This is a genomic window from Kingella pumchi (assembly GCF_022288825.1).
GTDB classification, from domain to species: domain Bacteria; phylum Pseudomonadota; class Gammaproteobacteria; order Burkholderiales; family Neisseriaceae; genus Kingella_D; species Kingella_D pumchi.
The window spans coordinates 24,921-41,571 of record NZ_JAKOOW010000017.1 but is presented as its reverse complement, the minus strand read 5'-3'; the positions used below and the strand labels follow the sequence as shown (position 1 = coordinate 41,571).

Sequence of the window (16,651 nt, the reverse complement as noted above, 5' to 3'; positions counted from 1 at the left end):
TGTTACCTGAATGTTTCAGGATGCTGGGATTCCGGGGTGTTTTGACAATCAGCATTGCAGCGGCTTTTGCGGCATAAACTTCCAATGCCGACAGCTTACGCAAGTCCGCTACGCTACCCCCGCGCAGGCGGGAATCTTGTTTCGGATTGGATATCGGACTGCTTATCCGCGCATTGCCGCCGTCCCAACCAAGATTCCCGCCTGCGCGGGAATGACGCTGCTTGGGCGAATCTTGGGTTTTGCCGGGGCTTTCAGGCTGTCTTTTGTATTTCAAAAGCCGATTGCCAACAGCTCCCTAGGCTTCTTTATTCTCCGCCGCTTTTTGTCGCAGGCGCAGGCCGAGTTCGCGTAGTTGTTTGTCGTCCACCGCGCCGGGGGCGTTGGTGAGCAGGCATTGGGCGCGCTGGGTTTTGGGGAAGGCGATGACGTCGCGGATGGACTCGGCGCCGGTCATCAGCGTAACCAGTCTGTCCAAACCGAAGGCCAAACCGCCGTGCGGGGGGGCGCCGAATTTCAGGTTGTCGAGCAAGAAGCCGAATTTTTCCTGCTGCTCTTCGGGGCTGATTTTGAGGGCGGCGAACACTTTTTCCTGCACTTCGGCGCGGTGGATACGGATGGAGCCGCCGCCGATTTCCCAGCCGTTGAGCACCATGTCGTAGGCGCGGGCGAGGCAGTGTTCGGGGTCGCTGTCCATCAGGTCTTCGTGACCGGGTTTGGGCGAGGTGAACGGGTGGTGCATGGCTGCCCAGCGGTCGTTTTCTTCGTCGTATTCGAACATCGGAAAATCGACAACCCACAAAGGTTTCCATTCGTCCACGAAGTAGCCGTTGTCTTTGCCGTGTTCCAAACCGACTTTGATACGCAACGCGCCGATGGCTTCGTTCACGACTTTGGTTTTGTCCGCGCCGAAGAAGATGATGTCGCCGTTTTGTGCTCCGGTACGCGCAATGATTTCTTTCAGGGCGTTTTCAGACAGGAATTTCACGATTGGAGATTGCAGGCCGCTGTCTTCGCCGTTGGAGAGGTTGCTGACATCGTTCACTTTGATGTACGCCAAACCTTTCGCGCCGTAGATGCCGACAAATTTGGTATATTCGTCGATTTCTTTGCGGCTGAATTTCGCGCCGTTCGGTACGCGCAGGGCAACCACGCGGCCGCCCTTCATGTCGGCTGCGCCACGGAAGACTTTGAACTCTTCCGTTTTCATCAGGTCGGTCAACTCGGTGAATTTCAGGCTGATGCGCATATCGGGTTTGTCGGAGCCGTAGTAGAACATGGCTTCGGCGTAAGGCATACGCGGGAAATCGCCCAAGTCCACACCCAGCGCGTCTTGGAAGACTTGTTTTGCCATGCCTTCGGTGATGTCCATGATTTCATCCTCGTTCAAGAACGAGGTTTCCAAGTCGATTTGGGTGAATTCAGGCTGGCGGTCGGCACGCAGGTCTTCGTCACGGAAGCACTTAGTGATTTGGTAGTAACGGTCGAAACCCGCCACCATCAACAGTTGTTTGAACAATTGCGGCGATTGCGGCAGAGCGAAAAACTCGCCCGGATGAACGCGGCTCGGCACGAGGTAGTCGCGCGCGCCTTCGGGGGTGGAGCGGGTCAGCATCGGGGTTTCGATGTCGATGAAGCCTTGTGCGTCCAGATAACGGCGAACGCCCATAGCGACTTGATAACGCAGGCGCAGGTTGCGCTGCATCACCGGACGGCGCAGGTCGATAACGCGGTTGCTCAGGCGCACGTTTTCGCTGATGTTTTCGTCGTCGATTTGGAACGGCGGCGTAGCGGCGGCGTTCAAGACTTCGATTTCTTTGGCAAGGATTTCGATTTTGCCGGAAATCATTTTGTCGTTGGTCGTGCCTTCGGGACGGTTGCGTACGCGGCCGGTAATGCTCAAAACGTATTCGTTGCGGGCGGAATCGGCAGTGGCAAACGCTTCGGGCGTGTCGGGGTCGATCACGACTTGGACGATGCCTTCGCGGTCGCGCAGGTCGATGAAAATCACCCCGCCGTGGTCGCGGCGGCGGTGCACCCAGCCTTTCACGGTAACGGTTTGGTCGAGATATTGTTCGCTGATTAGGCCGCAATAGTTGGTACGCATGGTTTTTCTTTCTGGTTTCAATAATAAAGTAGGGGAAAAGGGGTTTTAGAAACTGTTTTCAGGCTGCCTCAATTAAATCGTATTCTGCAAGGGCATCTTCCCACAGCAAATGACGGTTGGCGGTAAGCGTTCTTTTAACAATTTGTTTGAACAGCTCGGGTTCGGATACGGTTTCTTCAAACGCATAATGTTGCCAAATGCGTTTAATGGCGGCGCTGTCGTGGGCATCAAGCGCGATGGCTTGGGCGGTTTCTACATCGCAACAGCCGTAGCCGTCAAATGAAATGCGCCGTAAACAAACGGCATCGCCGTGGTTAATAAAGTCAATAAACGCGCAATCGCCCACGCAAAAATAATAATCGGCAGGGCGTGATAGGTTGTAATAACTGGGTTCTACTTGCATGGGGGCTCTTTTTAGGCAGCCTGAAAAGGTTTATTCGTTTTTGGTATCCGGTTTTTGCGGGGCATTTTCTTCGGCTTCCGCCTTCCATTCCTGAAATATCAGTTCTCTTAGGGCTTCTTTTTCGGCTGTGTCGGGTTGGCCGTAGTAGCGGAGGGTGAAGGCTTCGGTGCGTTTTCCGGATTCGTTGTGTGCAGGTATCCGGTCGGCTTCGTGAAACTGCGCGTGCGCTGCCACGGCATGTTGCTCGTTGATTAGGATATAGAGCTTGTTGTCGTCGCGCGGATGGCGCAGGGTGGAAGCGAGATAGCGTCGGCCGTTTATCCTTATTTCGCCGTTGGGGCCGCTCGAACTCAGGGCGTCTTCAATCCAAACCTGATCTTCTGCGGGGATTTCGGGCAGGATTTGGCTACGCCAAACTTGGCGGTAGGCGGATTTTTTGAGCAGCTCGGACAGATGGCGATCGGCTATCCATTCAATTTCTACGGATTTGGCGGCGGCGGGCGCGGCAAGGGCCAGCATCAGGGCAAGGGCGGCGGCAATTCGGGCAAGGCGGGGCATGGCGGGCATTTGATAAAACGGGTTAAAGCCTTTTCAGGCTGCCTGAAAAGGGCAAACGGGCGGATTGCAAAACTTTGTGCGGTTTTAATCGGGCTTTCAGACGGCCTCAGAGGCCGTCTGAAAAGGTTTATTTTTCTTCTTTGTCGGTGGCGAGTTTCTGCAGGGCGGCTTTTTCAGCATCAGTGGGTTTGCCGTAGTAACGGGTGGCGAGGATTTCTTGGGTGCCGTTTCTTTCGACATGCAGCACCACGGCGCGCTGTTTGTTCAGCAGGATGTAGATGCTGTTGCTGATGCAGTTGTGCGGCTGGCACATGGTGGTGGCGATGTAGCGTTTGCCGTCCACCGTTACCGCGCCTTTGGGGGCGGTGGGGCCGTCGGCATCTTTAATCCAATATCTGTCGCTTTTGGGCGTGTGCGGTACGATTTGGCTGCGCCATACTTTGCGGTAGGCGGGTTTTTTGAGCAGGTCAAAGAGATAGGTGTCGGCGTCTTTTTGGCTGACCTGTTGGGATGCCTGGCCGGTTTGCGCGGACTTGGCGGCGGCGGGGGCGGCAACGGCCAGCGCGAGGGTGAGGGCGGCAAGGGTTTTTAGGGTGCGGGTCATGGCAGATTCTCCTGGGGGTGGGGCAAGTGGAAAAATGTTTTCAGGCTGCCTGAAGCTGCCTAAGGCAGCCTGAAAAGGGCAAACGGGCGGATTGTAATGCTTTGCGGGCTTTTGTGCAGGTTTTCAGGCTGCTTTTTCCTGCTTTCAGGCAGCTTGAAAACGGTTTAGGGCCGAGCGGACAGCATGGCTTCCAGGCGGCGGGCGGCGGCGGCGATTTGCGGGTCGTCTAGCCAGCTGTCCAAATCGGCTTCGCTTTGGTTGTCGGCCAGATCCATATATTGCGCGACGCTGGCAAAGGCGGCGGCAAAGCATTCGTCGGCATTTAGGCCGGGCTCTTGCAGCAGCATCCAGTTGTCGAGCAGCACCAGAAAGGCAAGGTTGTGTAGTTCGGTATCGCCGTTGCCGTGCTGCTGCTCGAGCGCGGTTAGGGCATCGAGCTCGGCGGCGATGGTTTCAGGCTGCCAATTATTGCTGCGCACGGCTTGGCGTAGGGCGTGAAAATGGGGCTGCATGGCCGGCGGTTCGCGCAGGAAGTTGTCAACCGGCATTTGGGCATCGACGGCGGTAGCAAGCGCCTGCACCAGCTGCTGTGCCTGCGTTTGGCCGATGCCGTGCAGGCGCTGGCCGAGGTGGTGTTGGAAGTCGTCGTAGCTGCGCATGGTTTTCAGACTGCCTTAGTCGGTTTCGCGGCGGAAGTCGCTTTCGAGAATAATGGCGGATGCGGGTTCGGCGGGGCTGACCATGCCGAGGGAGATCACGTATTTCAGGGCGTCGTCCACGCTCATGTCGAGAAAGCGCACATCGCTTTCGCGCACCATAATGTAGTAGCCGCCGGTGGGGTTGGGGGTGGTGGGAACGTAAACGGGAATATAGTTTTCGTCGGGCAAAACGGCGGCGATATTGGGCGGCAGGCTGCCGGATACGAAGGCCAGCGTCCAGATATCGGGCTGGGGGAAGGGCACCAGCACGGGGGTTTTGAAGGAGCGGCTGTTGTCGGAAAACAGGGATTCGGAGATTTTTTTAACGCTGGAATAGATGGATTTGACTACCGGAATGCGGCCAAGCAGGGAGTCCCAGCCTTCGAGTATGGTTTTGCCGAGTATGTTGGCGGCGAACACGCCGGTAACGAACAATACGGCCAGCGCCAGCAAAAAGCCCAGGCCGGGCAGGTTGAAGCCGAGATAGGTGGCGGGCTGCCATTGGGCAGGCAGCAGGTTGGTCAGGCCGTCGCTGGCGGAGATGATGTAGGCGATGATGCGGATGGTCACGACGATCGGCAGCCATACCAGTATGCCGGTAACCAGATATTTGCGGATGATTTTGCCGATGGTCGGCCGTGGTTCGCTCATTGGGGGAACTGTGCGGGGGAAAAGGCGGGATTATAGCGCAAAGCGGGCGGCGCCCGTATGGCTTTTGCGTGCGGGAAACGGTTTTTAGGCTGCCTGCGGCTTTATGGTGCGCAAGGCAGCCTGAAAATTGGCGGCAACGTGCTTTACAGACCGTCCCAGTCGCGGAACATCACGCCCAGACCGATGCCTTTTTGCTTGTGGTTGTAGTCGATCAGGTTTTCGCCGTAGCCGTAGAAGCCTTGCAGATAGGCTTTGAGCTTGCCTTTGATCGGGAAGGTGTAGCTCACTTCCATCGCGCCTTTGCCGCTGCCGAAATTGAAGCGGGTAAGGGTGGAGAGGGTGTGTTTTTCGTTGATGCGGTAGCTGGTGCGCAAATCGCCGTAGCCCATGTATTTGCCGATGTCGGGGTTGTCGTCCTTTTCTTTGCGGCTGGGGTCGATGCGCGCCCATACGCGCGGCACCACGGTGAATTTGCCCCATTCGGCGCCGGCCATCAGGTAAATGCGGTTCCACGAGCGCGACAGCGGGCGGCTCTGGCCGTTGGACTGGTGGACGTAACCGGCGCCCACCATCCGCAGCTTGCCGCCGAAGGGCAGCGCGGCTTTCACCGGTTGGGTGATGAAAATTTCCGGCTGGTAGTCGGAATTGCGGAAAGGCGCGGATTTCTTGCCCTGGTTGTAAACTTGCCAGTTCGACTGCTGGGTGTAGCCGAACCACACGTCGGCGCGGGTTTTGAACAAGTCCTGCAGCAGCTTGGTTTTGAAGGAAACCTGCATTTTGGTTTCCAGATGTTTTTGCTCGGAATGGACGTCGTTTACGGTAACGCCGCGGGTAGGCGTTTGCGGGTAGTAGTTGGGACTGCTGCGGTACCACAGCGGAATCAGGTACATCGGATTGTGCTCGCGCACCGACAGCAGGCCGTTTTCGTCGTTTTTGTCCAAATCGTAAAGCAGGCTCAGGTCGCTGTAGGCATCGGCGGTGTGCTCGGGCAGGTTGGCTTCGCTGAACACCACTTGCGGCGATTTGCTCTCAATGCTGCTGCGGTAGCTGTTTTCCAGATCGACGGTTTTTGACGCCTGATCGCCTTCGTGCGGTACAATCGGCTTGCTCGGCGGCAGCTGGCGGCCGTAGATTTTGTCAAAGCAGGCCAGGCGCACGATGCTGTCTTCAATCAGCGTGCAGGAGAGCGCGGCATCTTGGGGGTTTTCGGCGTGGACGGCGCCGGCAGCCAGCAGCAGCGGCAAAAGGGCGGTTTTTTTCATCAGAACGAATCCGGGGAAAAGGGTTGTTCGGGCAGCCTAAAAGCGGCTGGGGCAATGGGTTCAAAGAATTTTCAGGGCGGCATTCTAACCAATTTTTATGTGAAAACGGCAGACGCGAAAAGGCAGCCTGAAAACTTTTTCAGGCTGCCTGTGCGGCATCGGGATCAGACCGAGAAAGAAGAGCCGCAGCCGCAGGTGGTTACGGCGTTGGGGTTGCTGCGGATCACGAACTGCGAACCCTGCAGGCCTTCGGTGTAGTCGATTTCCGAGCCGAGCAGATATTGGTAGCTCATCGGGTCGATCAGGAATTTCAGGCCTTGTTTTTCGATTTCGAAGTCGTCGTCGTTTTTGATTTCGTCAAAGGTAAAACCGTATTGGAAGCCGGAGCAGCCGCCGCCGTTTACGAAGACGCGCAGCATCAGGTCGGGGTTGTTTTCTTCGGCAATCAGGTCGGCCACTTTGGCGCAGCAGGAATCGGTAAAGATAATCGGGCTTTCGTCGGACATGGTGTGTCTCCTTTCGGAAGATGTTGCAAGGGTGCGTTTATATGGGCGCGGGCTATGGGTTTCAAGACCGCGCAGGCGTAATGCTACGCCGAACGGGGCTAAAGGGCAATAAGCGTTTGTTGTAGCGGGCTAATTGCGACGCATTTGCATGGCGAAAACCGCCCACCTGTACGCTCGGGCAGCCTGAAAATTTACGCCAGCAGCTTTCGCCAGCGCTCGATCTGGCGGCGTACTTGTTCGGGCGCGGTGCCGCCGGTGTGGTTGCGCGCTTTCAGGCTGCCTTCGGGGGTGAGTACCCGGTAAACGTCGTCAGCAATCAGATCGCTGAAGTTTTGCAGCTCGGCAAGCGACAGGTCGGCCAGATCGACGCCTTTGCTTTCGGCCAGGCGCACGGCGCGGGCAACGGCTTCGTGGCTGTCGCGAAACGGCAGGCCTTTTTTCACCAGATAGTCGGCCAGATCGGTGGCGGTGGCGAAACCCTGCATCACCGCCGCGCGCATGTTTTCGGGTTTGACGCGGATGCCGCGCACCATTTCGGCGTAGATTTTCAGGGTCTGTACCAGCGTATCGACGGTATCGAACAGCGGTTCTTTGTCTTCCTGATTGTCTTTGTTGTAGGCTAGCGGCTGAGATTTCATCAGCGTGAGCAGCGCCATCAGGTGGCCGGTGATGCGGGCGGACTTGCCGCGCACCAGCTCGGGTACGTCGGGGTTTTTCTTCTGCGGCATAATCGACGAGCCGGTGCAGAAGCGGTCGGCCAGATCGATAAAGGCAAAACGCGGGCTCATCCACACAATCAGTTCTTCGGAAAGCCGGCTCAGGTGGGTCATCAACAGCGCGGCAGCGGCGGTGAATTCGATGGCGAAATCGCGGTCGGACACGGCATCGAGCGAGTTTTGGCACACTTCGTCAAAGCCGAGCAGGCGGGCGGTGGTTTCGCGGCTGACGGGGTAGGTGGTGCCGGCCAGCGCGGCAGCGCCCAAGGGCAGGCGGTTGAGCCGTTTGCGGCAGTCGGCCAGGCGCTCGCGGTCGCGGCCGAACATTTCCACATAGGCCAAAAGATGGTGGCCGAAGCTCACCGGCTGGGCAACCTGCAGATGGGTGAAGCCGGGCATCACGGTTTCGCTATGTTCGGCGGCCACGTCCAGCAGTGCGTGCTGTAAATCGGCGAGCAGTCCGGAAATGTGGTCGCTTTCGTCGCGCAGCCACAGGCGGATGTCGGTGGCGACTTGGTCGTTGCGGCTGCGGCCGGTGTGCAGGCGTTTGCCGGCATCGCCGATTTTTTCGGTGAGCCGGCGCTCGATATTCATGTGCACGTCTTCCAAATCGAGCGACCATTTCAGGCTGCCTGCGTCGATTTCTTCCAGGATTTCGGCCATGCCGCGACGGATGTCGGCCAAATCGCTTTCGCTCAATACGCCGGCTTTGCACAGCATCTGCGCGTGCGCCAGCGAGCCTTGGATGTCGTGGCGGGCAAGACGGTGGTCGAAGGGAATTGACGCGGTGTATTGTTTGACCAGCTCGGATACGGGCTCGTCAAAACGGCCGGACCAGGTTTTATTGTTCATTTTCGCTTCCTTTGTAGTGGGGCAGGTGCTTCGTTCAGGCAGCCTGAAAACGGAAAAACGGCTTTCAGGCTGCTTGGGGATTGGGGCAAATTAAAACAGGCGGCTTTCAGGCTGCCGGTATTTTTCAGGCTGCCTTTGGCTTTTAATGGTGTTCGCGCGCGTGGTTGATGGTGTATTTGGGGATTTCGACCACCAGGTCTTCATCGGCCATAACCGCCTGGCAGCTTAAGCGCGAATCGGCTTCCAAGCCCCAGGCTTGGTCAAGCAGGTCTTCTTCCAGTTCGCTGGCTTCTTCCAGGCTGTCGAAACCCTGGCGCACAATCACATGGCAGGTGGTGCAGGCACAGGATTTTTCGCAGGCGTGGTCGATTTCGATGTCGTTGTCGAGCAGGATGTCGCAGATGGTTTCGCCGCTGGGGGCGTTTTCGATGACTTTGCCTTCGGGGCACAGGTCGGCGTGCGGCAAAACGGTGATTTTTGGCATGGTTTGGCTTTCTTTATCGTTGGATGGTGTGCGGAAAACGGGCGGTATTGTAGCGTAAAAGCCTAAGCGCTTCAGCGCTAAAAACCTTACTTTTGCAGGCTTATTTTGCGGCTTTGTACGGCAAAGGCAGCCTGAAAGCGGCAGCGGGCGCATCCCCGAAAGATTGTCCGCCGGCGGCAAGGGCGGTATTATCCGCGCTTTTGTCCGCCACCGATTGCCATGCCGATACGCACGCATTACGACAATCTCCACATTAGCGCCGATGCCGACGCCGAAACCGTCAAGCAGGCCTACCGCCGGCTGTCGAAACAGTACCATCCCGACCTGAACCCCGATCCGGATGCCCACCGCATCATGCAGCTGATCAACCAGGCCTATGAGGTGCTGTCCGACCCCGAACGGCGCGCCGAACACGACCGCTGGATTGCCGAGCAGCAGGCGCGGCAGAAAGTGGCTGAAGTACGCATTACCGTGCAGCGCCAGCCCGCTGCGGCACCCGCTGCCGCCAGCACGCCGCCGCAGCCGGCTGCAGCCGCCGCGCCTACCAAGCAGCAAAAACGCTTGACGGCCGCGCTGCTGGCGGTGGCGGTGGTAATGGCCGGCGCCCTGCTGGCGTGGCAGTTGTCGCTGTTTTGGTCGGGTAGCAACGATGAGACCGCCCAAGATGACGCTTCTGCCGTCGCAGGCAGCCTGAAAGAAACGGCTCCCGCACCGCAGCCGCTGCAAGGCCGCATCGACCAGCCCGGCGGCGACGGCATCGAAATGTCGGAAATGCAGCCTGAAAACCCGCCCGCTGATGCCCAACCGCAGCAGCAGCCCGAATTGGCCGCGTTTCCCCCCGCGGGCGAGAACTATATCCGCCCCGCCACCGCCCCCAACGGTGCTCCGTGGCCGAAAACTTCGGGCTATATCGGCGGCTATCCGCAGTTTTCAAAACAGGGCAGTTACCGGATTTTCGTTGACAATATCCGCAATTCTTCCGACGTTTTCGCCGAGCTGATGCACGAAGGCCAGCCCATCCGCACTTTCTTTATCGAAGAGCGCAGCCAGCTGGCTTTGGAAAAACTCGATGCCGGCGAATACCGCATCCGCTACCGCCAGCTCGACAACGGCGAAGAAATCTCCAGCGAAACGCTGAATGTCGGCGGTAAAAACAGCGAAGCCACCGTTTATCTGCAGCGCGCCAAAGAGCGCCCCCTGTAAATGCCGCCAGACTGAAAAGCCCAGAAAAACATCCCGCTAAGGCAGCCTGAAAATTTTCAGGCTGCCTTTCGTGGCAATAATGCAGCATTTTGCCGAGATTGCCGCCGCACATCGGCCGCGATGCTGGACACTTATGCCAAATGCAGGCACAATCGCCACGCTTAACGCAGTTTGATGTTTGTCAAATTTCTTGCGGGTTTCGCAAACTCGCTGCGTTGCATATATCTATTAAATTCATTGAGTAAGGAGTTGAAAATGCCGCAACTTAAACTTTCCGTCGGCGGAATGTCCAGCAAACAAGACGGCGATCGTTTGGTCGAACAGACTTCCGGTGTTGCCGGTGTGCGTTTCGTCAATGCCAACCATGAAGAAGGCTATGTCGTCATCACCCACGGCGATGGTTTCGATGTCGAAGCCTACAAAGCTGCCGCCAAAGCCGCTGGCTTTACTGCCTGATTAGCTTATTTCCGATAGCAAACGGTTCCGTAAAACGGAACCGTTTTTATTTGTGAACGCATGTAAAATTTTCACCGCCATATACTTGACTGATTTACTCGGGTATCGGATAATCCGCCGCCATAAGAACAGCACCGAACCACCCAGAAACACATCATGCGTCTCACCACCAAAGGACGCTTTGCCGTAACCGCCATGCTTGATTTGGCGATGAATGCACAAGGCAATGCCGTCAAACTCAATGCCATCAGCGAAAGACAGAGCATCTCTCTTTCCTATCTGGAGCAGCTTTTCAGCAAACTGCGCCGCGCAGGTTTGGTTGAAAGCATCCGCGGCCCCGGCGGCGGCTATATTCTCGGCCGCCCCGCAGATTCCATCAATATCGCCCAAATCATCACCGCAGCCGAAGACCGGCTGGATGCCACGCTGTGCAGCGGTCAGGAAAACTGCCACGGCGGTGCCCGCTGCCTGACGCACAATCTCTGGGAAAACCTTAACCATACCATCAACAGCTATCTGAGCAGCGTAACGCTGGCCGGGCTGCTGGAGCAGGAGCAAAGCAAACAGAGCGAACAAACCGTAACCCTTACCCACATTTACTAACCCGAGAACACACGACAACAAGAGACCACACCATGACCGTAAAAATCCCCGTTTATCTCGACTACGCCGCCACCACCCCTGTTGACAAACGCGTGGCGGAAAAAATGATTCCCTACCTGACCGAAACCTTCGGCAACCCCGCATCCAACAGCCACAGCTTCGGCTGGGTGGCCGAAGAAGCGGTGGAAGAAGCCCGCGCCAATATCGCCGCGCTGATCAACGCCGATCCCAAGGAAATCGTCTTCACCAGCGGCGCCACCGAGTCCGACAACCTCGCCATCAAAGGCGCGGCAAACTTCTACAAAACCAAAGGCAAACACCTCATTACCGTCAAAACCGAACACAAAGCCGTGCTCGACACCATGCGCGAACTCGAACGCCAAGGTTTCGAAGTAACCTATCTCGGCGTGCAGGAAAACGGTTTGATTGATTTGGAAGAACTCAAAGCCGCCATCCGCGACGACACCATCCTGATTTCCGTAATGTGGGTGAACAACGAAATCGGCGTCGTGCAAGATATTCCCGCCATCGGCGAAATCTGCCGCGAACGTAAAATCATCTTCCACGTTGATGCAGCCCAAGCCTGCGGCAAAGTGCCTGTTGACGTAGAAGCCGCCAAAATCGACCTGCTGTCCATGTCCGGTCATAAAGTGTACGGTCCCAAAGGTATCGGCGCGCTGTACGTCCGCCGTAAACCCCGCGTCCGCCTAGAAGCCCAAATGCACGGCGGCGGCCACGAACGCGGTTTCCGCAGCGGCACCCTGCCCACCCACCAAATCGTCGGCATGGGCGAAGCTTTCCGCATCGCCAAAGAAGATTTGGCAAAGGATATGGCGCACTACCGCAAACTGCGCGACATCTTCCTGAAAGGCATCGAAGGTATCGAAGAAGTCTATATCAATGGCGATCTCGAACACCGCGCGCCTAACAATCTCAACGTCAGCTTCAACTACGTCGAAGGCGAAAGCCTGATTATGGCAGTTAAAGAACTCGCCGTATCCAGCGGCTCCGCCTGTACCTCCGCTTCGCTCGAACCCAGCTACGTCCTGCGCGCGCTCGGCCGCAACGACGAACTGGCGCATTCCTCCCTGCGCATCACCTTCGGCCGCATGACCACCGAAGAAGAAGCCGCCTATGCCGCCGAGCTGATCAAATCCAAAATCGACAAACTGCGCGAACTCTCGCCGCTGTGGGAGATGTTTAAAGAAGGCATCGATTTGGAATCAATCGAATGGGCGGCGCACTGATTTCAGGCAGCCTGAAAACCGTAACCGGCAAACAAACATAACTCGTTATAAGGAAACCACATCATGGCATACAGCGACAAAGTCATCGACCATTACGAAAACCCCCGCAACGTCGGCACATTCGACAAAGACGACAGCGACGTCGGCACCGGCATGGTGGGCGCGCCCGCCTGCGGCGACGTGATGCGCCTGCAAATCAAAGTGAACGACCAAGGCATCATCGAAGACGCCAAATTCAAAACCTATGGCTGCGGCTCCGCCATCGCATCGTCGTCGCTGGTAACCGAGCTTCTGAAAGGCAAAAGCCTGGATGAAGCGATGGCCATCAAAAACAGCGAAATTGCCGAAGAGTTGGAACTGCCGCCAGTAAAAATCCACTGCTCGATTCTGGCTGAAGACGCGGTAAAAGCGGCAGTAGCCGACTACCGAAAAAAACGTGATGCCTGATTTTTTCAGGCTGCCTGAAGATGCAGTATCCCTTTCAGGCAGCCTGAAAAGGCTTTAAGCACATCTCTATTAAAGGCACGGACGGTAAAAATACCGGCCGTGCCTTTGCTGTTTTGTACCACATGCGCCGCTTAAACGTTTTCGCTATAAGCCGGCAGGCAGCCTGAAAAGTTTTGTATGTTTCGGTAATCTTGTGTTGGATGCCTGATTTTATCGGCCTTAAAGTAGTTTTTTGTTTGAGACGACGGAAAAAAGATAAAAAAAATTTGAAATTTAGTTGCGTAAAATTAGCGTTATAGCCTAATCAATTTTGAAATCGGCCAAATGCGCCGCTTTTGGGCTTGTTTGCTGCGGCAAAATGAATTACATTCCATTACACAATTATGCCAGGTTGTACAAAGGCAGAGAAAAATAGAGGATTGATGGCGCTTGCCATAACGCAGACAGCTTCAGATACGGGCGGTCTGCGTCATTTTTTGTTTTCTCTTTTTCCCCCGCCGCAAGTACCGGCAGCCTGAAAACGGCTGTGCGGGCCAAGGCGGCCGGCTGGTACAATACGCGCTTTTTTTTTCAGGCTGCCTGCAATGTATCTGTGGCTTAAATTCCTGCATCTGTTTTTTATCGTTTCCTGGTTCGCCGGCCTGTTTTACCTGCCGCGTATCTATGTAAATCTGGCGATGGCCGACAGCGAAAGCGAATATGCGCGCCTGCTGCTGATGGCGCGCAAACTGTTTAAATTTATGACACCGTGGGGCATCGGCGCGCTGCTGTGCGGATTATTGATGCCGCTGACACAAACCGCTTTTGCCGGCTGGATTTACGCCAAAATCGCACTGGGGCTGCTGCTGCTGCTTTATCACGGCTGGTGCGGCCTGCTGCTGGCCGCTTTTTCCCGCCGCCAAAACCGCCACAGCCACCGCTGGTACCGCGTGTTTAACGAACTGCCGGTGCTGGCGCTGATTGCTGCGGTATATCTGGCCGTTTTCAAACCGTTTTAACTTTCAGGCTGCCGGAGCAAACGCATGAGCCATATCGAAATCGAACGCCGCTTTCTTATCCGCAACGACAGCTGGCGCCAGCTTGCCGGTGAGCCGCAGCGGCTGGAGCAGGGCTATATGAGCGTCGATCAGGCCTGCAGCGTGCGCGTGCGCCTGTGCGGCGAGCAGGCGTGGCTTACGGTTAAGGGATATATTTCCGATCTGTCGCGCAGTGAGTTCGAATATCCGGTGCCGCCGGCAGACGCGCGGCAGATGCTCGCCCTATGTCCGTTCCGCTTGCAGAAACTGCGCTACCGCATCGCGCTTGACGGCGCGGTATTTGAAATCGACGAATATCTGGGCGACAACGCCCCGCTGCTGCTGGCGGAAATCGAGCTGCCCCACGAAAACGCCGCCTATCCGCAGCCGGAATGGCTGGGGCGCGAAGTCAGCAGCGATCCGCGTTTTACCAACGCCTATCTGAGCAAGCACCCCTATCCGCAATGGATGGATCAGGAGTAAACGCAGCCAGACGGCATTCAGGCAGCCTGAAAAGCTTTCAGGCTGCCTTTTTTACTTCACTTTGATTTACCCGCCCAGCTTTTGCAGCAGGCTTACCAAACCGGTTGCACAGTTTTCGGCTTTGGCTTGGACTTCTTCGCGGCTGTACAGTGCGGGCGAAGTACCGTGGAAATAGAATGGGTCGATATAGCGCATTTGCGTGTAATAGGCGGTTTGTTCGAGATTTTTGCAAAACTCCAATACCCGAAAATGTGCCAAGCCGTCGGCGCGGTAGTCTTCTTCGGGCGAGCCGACGGTAAAGCTGGGCACAAAATTCCGGCCTTTGAGTTTGTCGCCGTCGCGGCCGTAAGCAAAACCGTAGGTAAACACGCTGTCAAAATACTGCTTGAGAATCGCGGGCATGTTGTACCAGTAAAAAGGGTATTGGAACACCACAGTTTGGTGGCGCAGCAGCGCCTGCTGCTCGGCGGCGGCATCAATGCGGTAATCGGGGTAAAGGGAGGCCAAATCGCGCACTTCGATATCGGGCAGCACCGCCTGCAGATGCGCCAGTACGGCTTTATTGGCAACGGAGCGGGCAAAATCGGGATGGGCTAAAATAACGAGAGCCATGTTTTTCTCCTAAAACATATCGACATTGGGCTTTTGAGACGGGTTTCGCAGAGCAGCTTGTTTTGCTGCAAAGCGCGGCGATTGTAGGCACGCGCGCAGCCGAGCGGCAATAACTATCCTTTTAAACAGGTATCCCAAAATGAAAACAGAATGCCGCAGCGGCGCCTTCGCTTACAACGGCAAAATCTATCCCTGCACGCTGAGCGTGGCCATGGATCTGGTCGGCGGCAAATGGAAGGCCGTTATCCTTTACCACCTGCAGGAGGGCAGCAAACGCTTTGGCGAGCTGCACAGCCACCTGCGCGATGCCACCGAAACCATCTTAAGCCGGCAGCTCAAGCAGCTGGAGCACAGCGGACTGGTTTCGCGGCGGGTTTACGGCAGCAAACCGCCCCTGCGCAGCGAATACGCGCTAACCGAGTTCGGCCGCAGCTTCCTGCCGGTATTGGCGGCGCTCACCGAATGGGGCAACCGCGCGGTAATCGAGCGCGGCAGCTTTATCGATCCCCAGGCGCCGGCAGAAAGCGGTTAAACGGCCGCAAGCAGCCAAGCAGCCTGAAAACGATATTGGAGTTGCGACGTGCTTCGCTATACAATCGCCCGTTCCGTCCCTAAGGAGAACCCCATGCCCGGCTATTTTGAATTATTCGGCCTGCCCGAGCGTTTCGAGCTTGACGATGCGGCGCTGGAGGCGCGCTACCGCACGCTGGCAGCGCAGTTTCATCCCGACCGTACCGCGGCGGCTTCGGCTTTTGAGCAGCGGCAGGCGGTGATGATGGCGTCGGCGGTCAATCAGGCGTATCAGGCGCTGAAAGACCCGCTGGAGCGCGCCGCCTATCTGCTGGAATTGCGCGGCATTAACGCCGATGCGCCCGAGCATACGGCTTACGCGCCGGAGTTTCTGATGCAGCAGATGGAATGGCGCGAGCAGCTGGCCGATGCCGCGGCGGCGCAGGATGCGGCGGCGATGCGTTCGCTGGATCAGGAAATTGCCCAAGTGCAGGACGGACTCTACCGCGAATTGGCGGACGCTTTTGCCCAGAGCCGTTTCGAGCCGGCAGCGGACTTGCTGCGCCGCGGCCGTTTTCTGGCGAAAATGCGGCAGGAAGTGTATGCGGCGCTGCCCGAATAGGCAGCCTGAAAACCCCGGCACAACGCACAAACAAAAACCGCTTTCAGGCTGCCTGAAAGCGGTTTTGGCGTTTAAGACGGATTTACAGCACCGCCAGCGCGGCATCGTAATCCGGTTCGTTGGCAATTTCCGGCACCAGCTCGACATGCAGCACTTTGTCTTGTTCGTCTAGCACAATCACCGCGCGGGCGGTCAGGCCGCGGATCGGGCTTTCGGCCATCAGTACGCCGTAGTCGCGGGCAAAACTGCTGCGAAAGCTCGACAGGGTCAGCACTTTGTCCAAACCTTCGGCGCCGCAGAAGCGGGCTTGGGCAAAGGGTAGGTCGGCGGAAATGCACAGCACGACGGCGTTTTCCAGCGACGATGCGCGTTGGTTAAACGTGCGTACCGACTGGGCGCAGACGCCGGTGTCGATGCTGGGAAAAATATTCAGCACTTTGCGCTGGCCGGCAAAATCGGCCAGCGTTTTGTCGCTCAAATCGGCGGCGGCCAGCGTGAAGGCGGGCGCGCTTTGGCCGACGGCGGGCAGTTGCCCTTCAACGCGGGCGGGTGTGCCGCGAAAAGTAACTTGAGACATGCTTAATCCTTTCGGAAAGTGGTGGAAAACGCTGGCA

Annotated in this window: 21 protein-coding genes; 9 read left to right on the top strand and 12 right to left on the bottom strand. The window is 56.8% G+C overall.

What is annotated here, in order from left to right:
• Positions 1-295 precede the first annotated feature (295 nt).
• The 10 genes from aspS to fdx all read right to left on the bottom strand — a co-directional run bounded on the left by aspS (position 296) and on the right by fdx (position 8,838).
• Positions 296-2,104 (bottom strand): aspartate--tRNA ligase, encoded by a 1,809-nt coding sequence (gene aspS, locus MB824_RS04180; protein ID WP_238746238.1) that lies wholly within the window; start codon positions 2,102-2,104, stop codon positions 296-298.
• 58 nt (positions 2,105-2,162) lie between these two features.
• Entirely contained in the window at positions 2,163-2,507 is a 345-nt protein-coding gene (locus tag MB824_RS04175) for a hypothetical protein (RefSeq protein ID WP_238746236.1), read from the bottom strand.
• 30 nt (positions 2,508-2,537) lie between these two features.
• Positions 2,538-3,074, bottom strand: coding sequence for an Ivy family c-type lysozyme inhibitor (locus MB824_RS04170; RefSeq protein ID WP_238746234.1), 537 nt, complete (start codon positions 3,072-3,074; stop codon positions 2,538-2,540).
• A 118-nt stretch (positions 3,075-3,192) separates the two neighbouring features.
• Complete coding sequence (locus MB824_RS04165; protein WP_238746232.1) at positions 3,193-3,669, bottom strand: Ivy family c-type lysozyme inhibitor; 477 nt, start codon at positions 3,667-3,669, stop codon at positions 3,193-3,195.
• A 164-nt stretch (positions 3,670-3,833) separates the two neighbouring features.
• Entirely contained in the window at positions 3,834-4,328 is a 495-nt protein-coding gene (locus MB824_RS04160) for a hypothetical protein (protein ID WP_238746231.1), read from the bottom strand.
• Between the two features lie 15 nt (positions 4,329-4,343).
• Positions 4,344-5,018 carry a DUF502 domain-containing protein gene (locus MB824_RS04155; RefSeq protein WP_238746229.1) on the bottom strand — a complete coding sequence of 225 codons (675 nt, stop codon included), beginning with the start codon at positions 5,016-5,018 and terminating at the stop codon, positions 4,344-4,346.
• 143 nt (positions 5,019-5,161) lie between these two features.
• Complete coding sequence (locus tag MB824_RS04150; RefSeq protein WP_238746228.1) at positions 5,162-6,280, bottom strand: phospholipase A; 1,119 nt, start codon at positions 6,278-6,280, stop codon at positions 5,162-5,164.
• A 164-nt stretch (positions 6,281-6,444) separates the two neighbouring features.
• The gene (gene erpA, locus MB824_RS04145) at positions 6,445-6,786 is read right to left on the bottom strand and encodes an iron-sulfur cluster insertion protein ErpA (RefSeq protein ID WP_238746226.1); all 342 of its coding nucleotides are present in this window, start codon (positions 6,784-6,786) and stop codon (positions 6,445-6,447) included.
• A gap of 191 nt (positions 6,787-6,977) precedes the next feature.
• Positions 6,978-8,354 carry an argininosuccinate lyase gene (gene argH / locus MB824_RS04140; RefSeq protein ID WP_238746224.1) on the bottom strand — a complete coding sequence of 459 codons (1,377 nt, stop codon included), beginning with the start codon at positions 8,352-8,354 and terminating at the stop codon, positions 6,978-6,980.
• A gap of 142 nt (positions 8,355-8,496) precedes the next feature.
• The gene (fdx, locus tag MB824_RS04135; protein WP_238746222.1) at positions 8,497-8,838 is read right to left on the bottom strand and encodes an ISC system 2Fe-2S type ferredoxin; all 342 of its coding nucleotides are present in this window, start codon (positions 8,836-8,838) and stop codon (positions 8,497-8,499) included.
• A 219-nt stretch (positions 8,839-9,057) separates the two neighbouring features.
• Between fdx and MB824_RS04130 the strand changes: the two genes are divergently transcribed.
• The 7 genes from MB824_RS04130 to MB824_RS04100 all read left to right on the top strand — a co-directional run bounded on the left by MB824_RS04130 (position 9,058) and on the right by MB824_RS04100 (position 14,293).
• Positions 9,058-10,041 carry a J domain-containing protein gene (locus MB824_RS04130; protein WP_238746220.1) on the top strand — a complete coding sequence of 328 codons (984 nt, stop codon included), beginning with the start codon at positions 9,058-9,060 and terminating at the stop codon, positions 10,039-10,041.
• A gap of 255 nt (positions 10,042-10,296) precedes the next feature.
• Entirely contained in the window at positions 10,297-10,497 is a 201-nt protein-coding gene (locus MB824_RS04125; RefSeq protein ID WP_238746218.1) for a hypothetical protein, read from the top strand.
• A gap of 156 nt (positions 10,498-10,653) precedes the next feature.
• Positions 10,654-11,100: a Fe-S cluster assembly transcriptional regulator IscR gene (gene iscR / locus MB824_RS04120; protein WP_238746216.1), complete on the top strand. Its 447-nt coding sequence runs from the start codon at positions 10,654-10,656 to the stop codon at positions 11,098-11,100.
• Positions 11,101-11,132: 32 nt separating this feature from the next.
• Positions 11,133-12,347 (top strand): IscS subfamily cysteine desulfurase, encoded by a 1,215-nt coding sequence (locus MB824_RS04115; protein WP_238746215.1) that lies wholly within the window; start codon positions 11,133-11,135, stop codon positions 12,345-12,347.
• 63 nt (positions 12,348-12,410) lie between these two features.
• Positions 12,411-12,794: a Fe-S cluster assembly scaffold IscU gene (iscU, locus tag MB824_RS04110; protein ID WP_238746213.1), complete on the top strand. Its 384-nt coding sequence runs from the start codon at positions 12,411-12,413 to the stop codon at positions 12,792-12,794.
• A gap of 584 nt (positions 12,795-13,378) precedes the next feature.
• Positions 13,379-13,792, top strand: coding sequence for a CopD family protein (locus tag MB824_RS04105; protein WP_238746211.1), 414 nt, complete (start codon positions 13,379-13,381; stop codon positions 13,790-13,792).
• Between the two features lie 24 nt (positions 13,793-13,816).
• Positions 13,817-14,293 carry a CYTH domain-containing protein gene (locus MB824_RS04100; RefSeq protein WP_238746210.1) on the top strand — a complete coding sequence of 159 codons (477 nt, stop codon included), beginning with the start codon at positions 13,817-13,819 and terminating at the stop codon, positions 14,291-14,293.
• Between the two features lie 66 nt (positions 14,294-14,359).
• Here MB824_RS04100 and MB824_RS04095 read toward each other — a convergent pair whose 3' ends face one another.
• A complete protein-coding gene (locus MB824_RS04095) occupies positions 14,360-14,905 on the bottom strand; it encodes an NAD(P)H-dependent oxidoreductase (RefSeq protein WP_238746208.1) in 546 nt (181 codons plus the stop codon).
• Between the two features lie 139 nt (positions 14,906-15,044).
• Between MB824_RS04095 and MB824_RS04090 the strand changes: the two genes are divergently transcribed.
• Both MB824_RS04090 and hscB read left to right on the top strand, forming a co-directional pair.
• Positions 15,045-15,437, top strand: a complete 393-nt coding sequence (locus MB824_RS04090; RefSeq protein WP_238746206.1) for a winged helix-turn-helix transcriptional regulator — start codon at positions 15,045-15,047, stop codon at positions 15,435-15,437.
• Positions 15,438-15,530: 93 nt separating this feature from the next.
• Positions 15,531-16,037, top strand: a complete 507-nt coding sequence (gene hscB / locus MB824_RS04085) for a Fe-S protein assembly co-chaperone HscB (protein ID WP_238746204.1) — start codon at positions 15,531-15,533, stop codon at positions 16,035-16,037.
• Positions 16,038-16,119: 82 nt separating this feature from the next.
• On the opposite strand, the gene tpx is transcribed toward hscB, so the two are convergent.
• Positions 16,120-16,614, bottom strand: a complete 495-nt coding sequence (gene tpx, locus MB824_RS04080) for a thiol peroxidase (RefSeq protein ID WP_238746202.1) — start codon at positions 16,612-16,614, stop codon at positions 16,120-16,122.
• Positions 16,615-16,651: the final 37 nt, after the last annotated feature.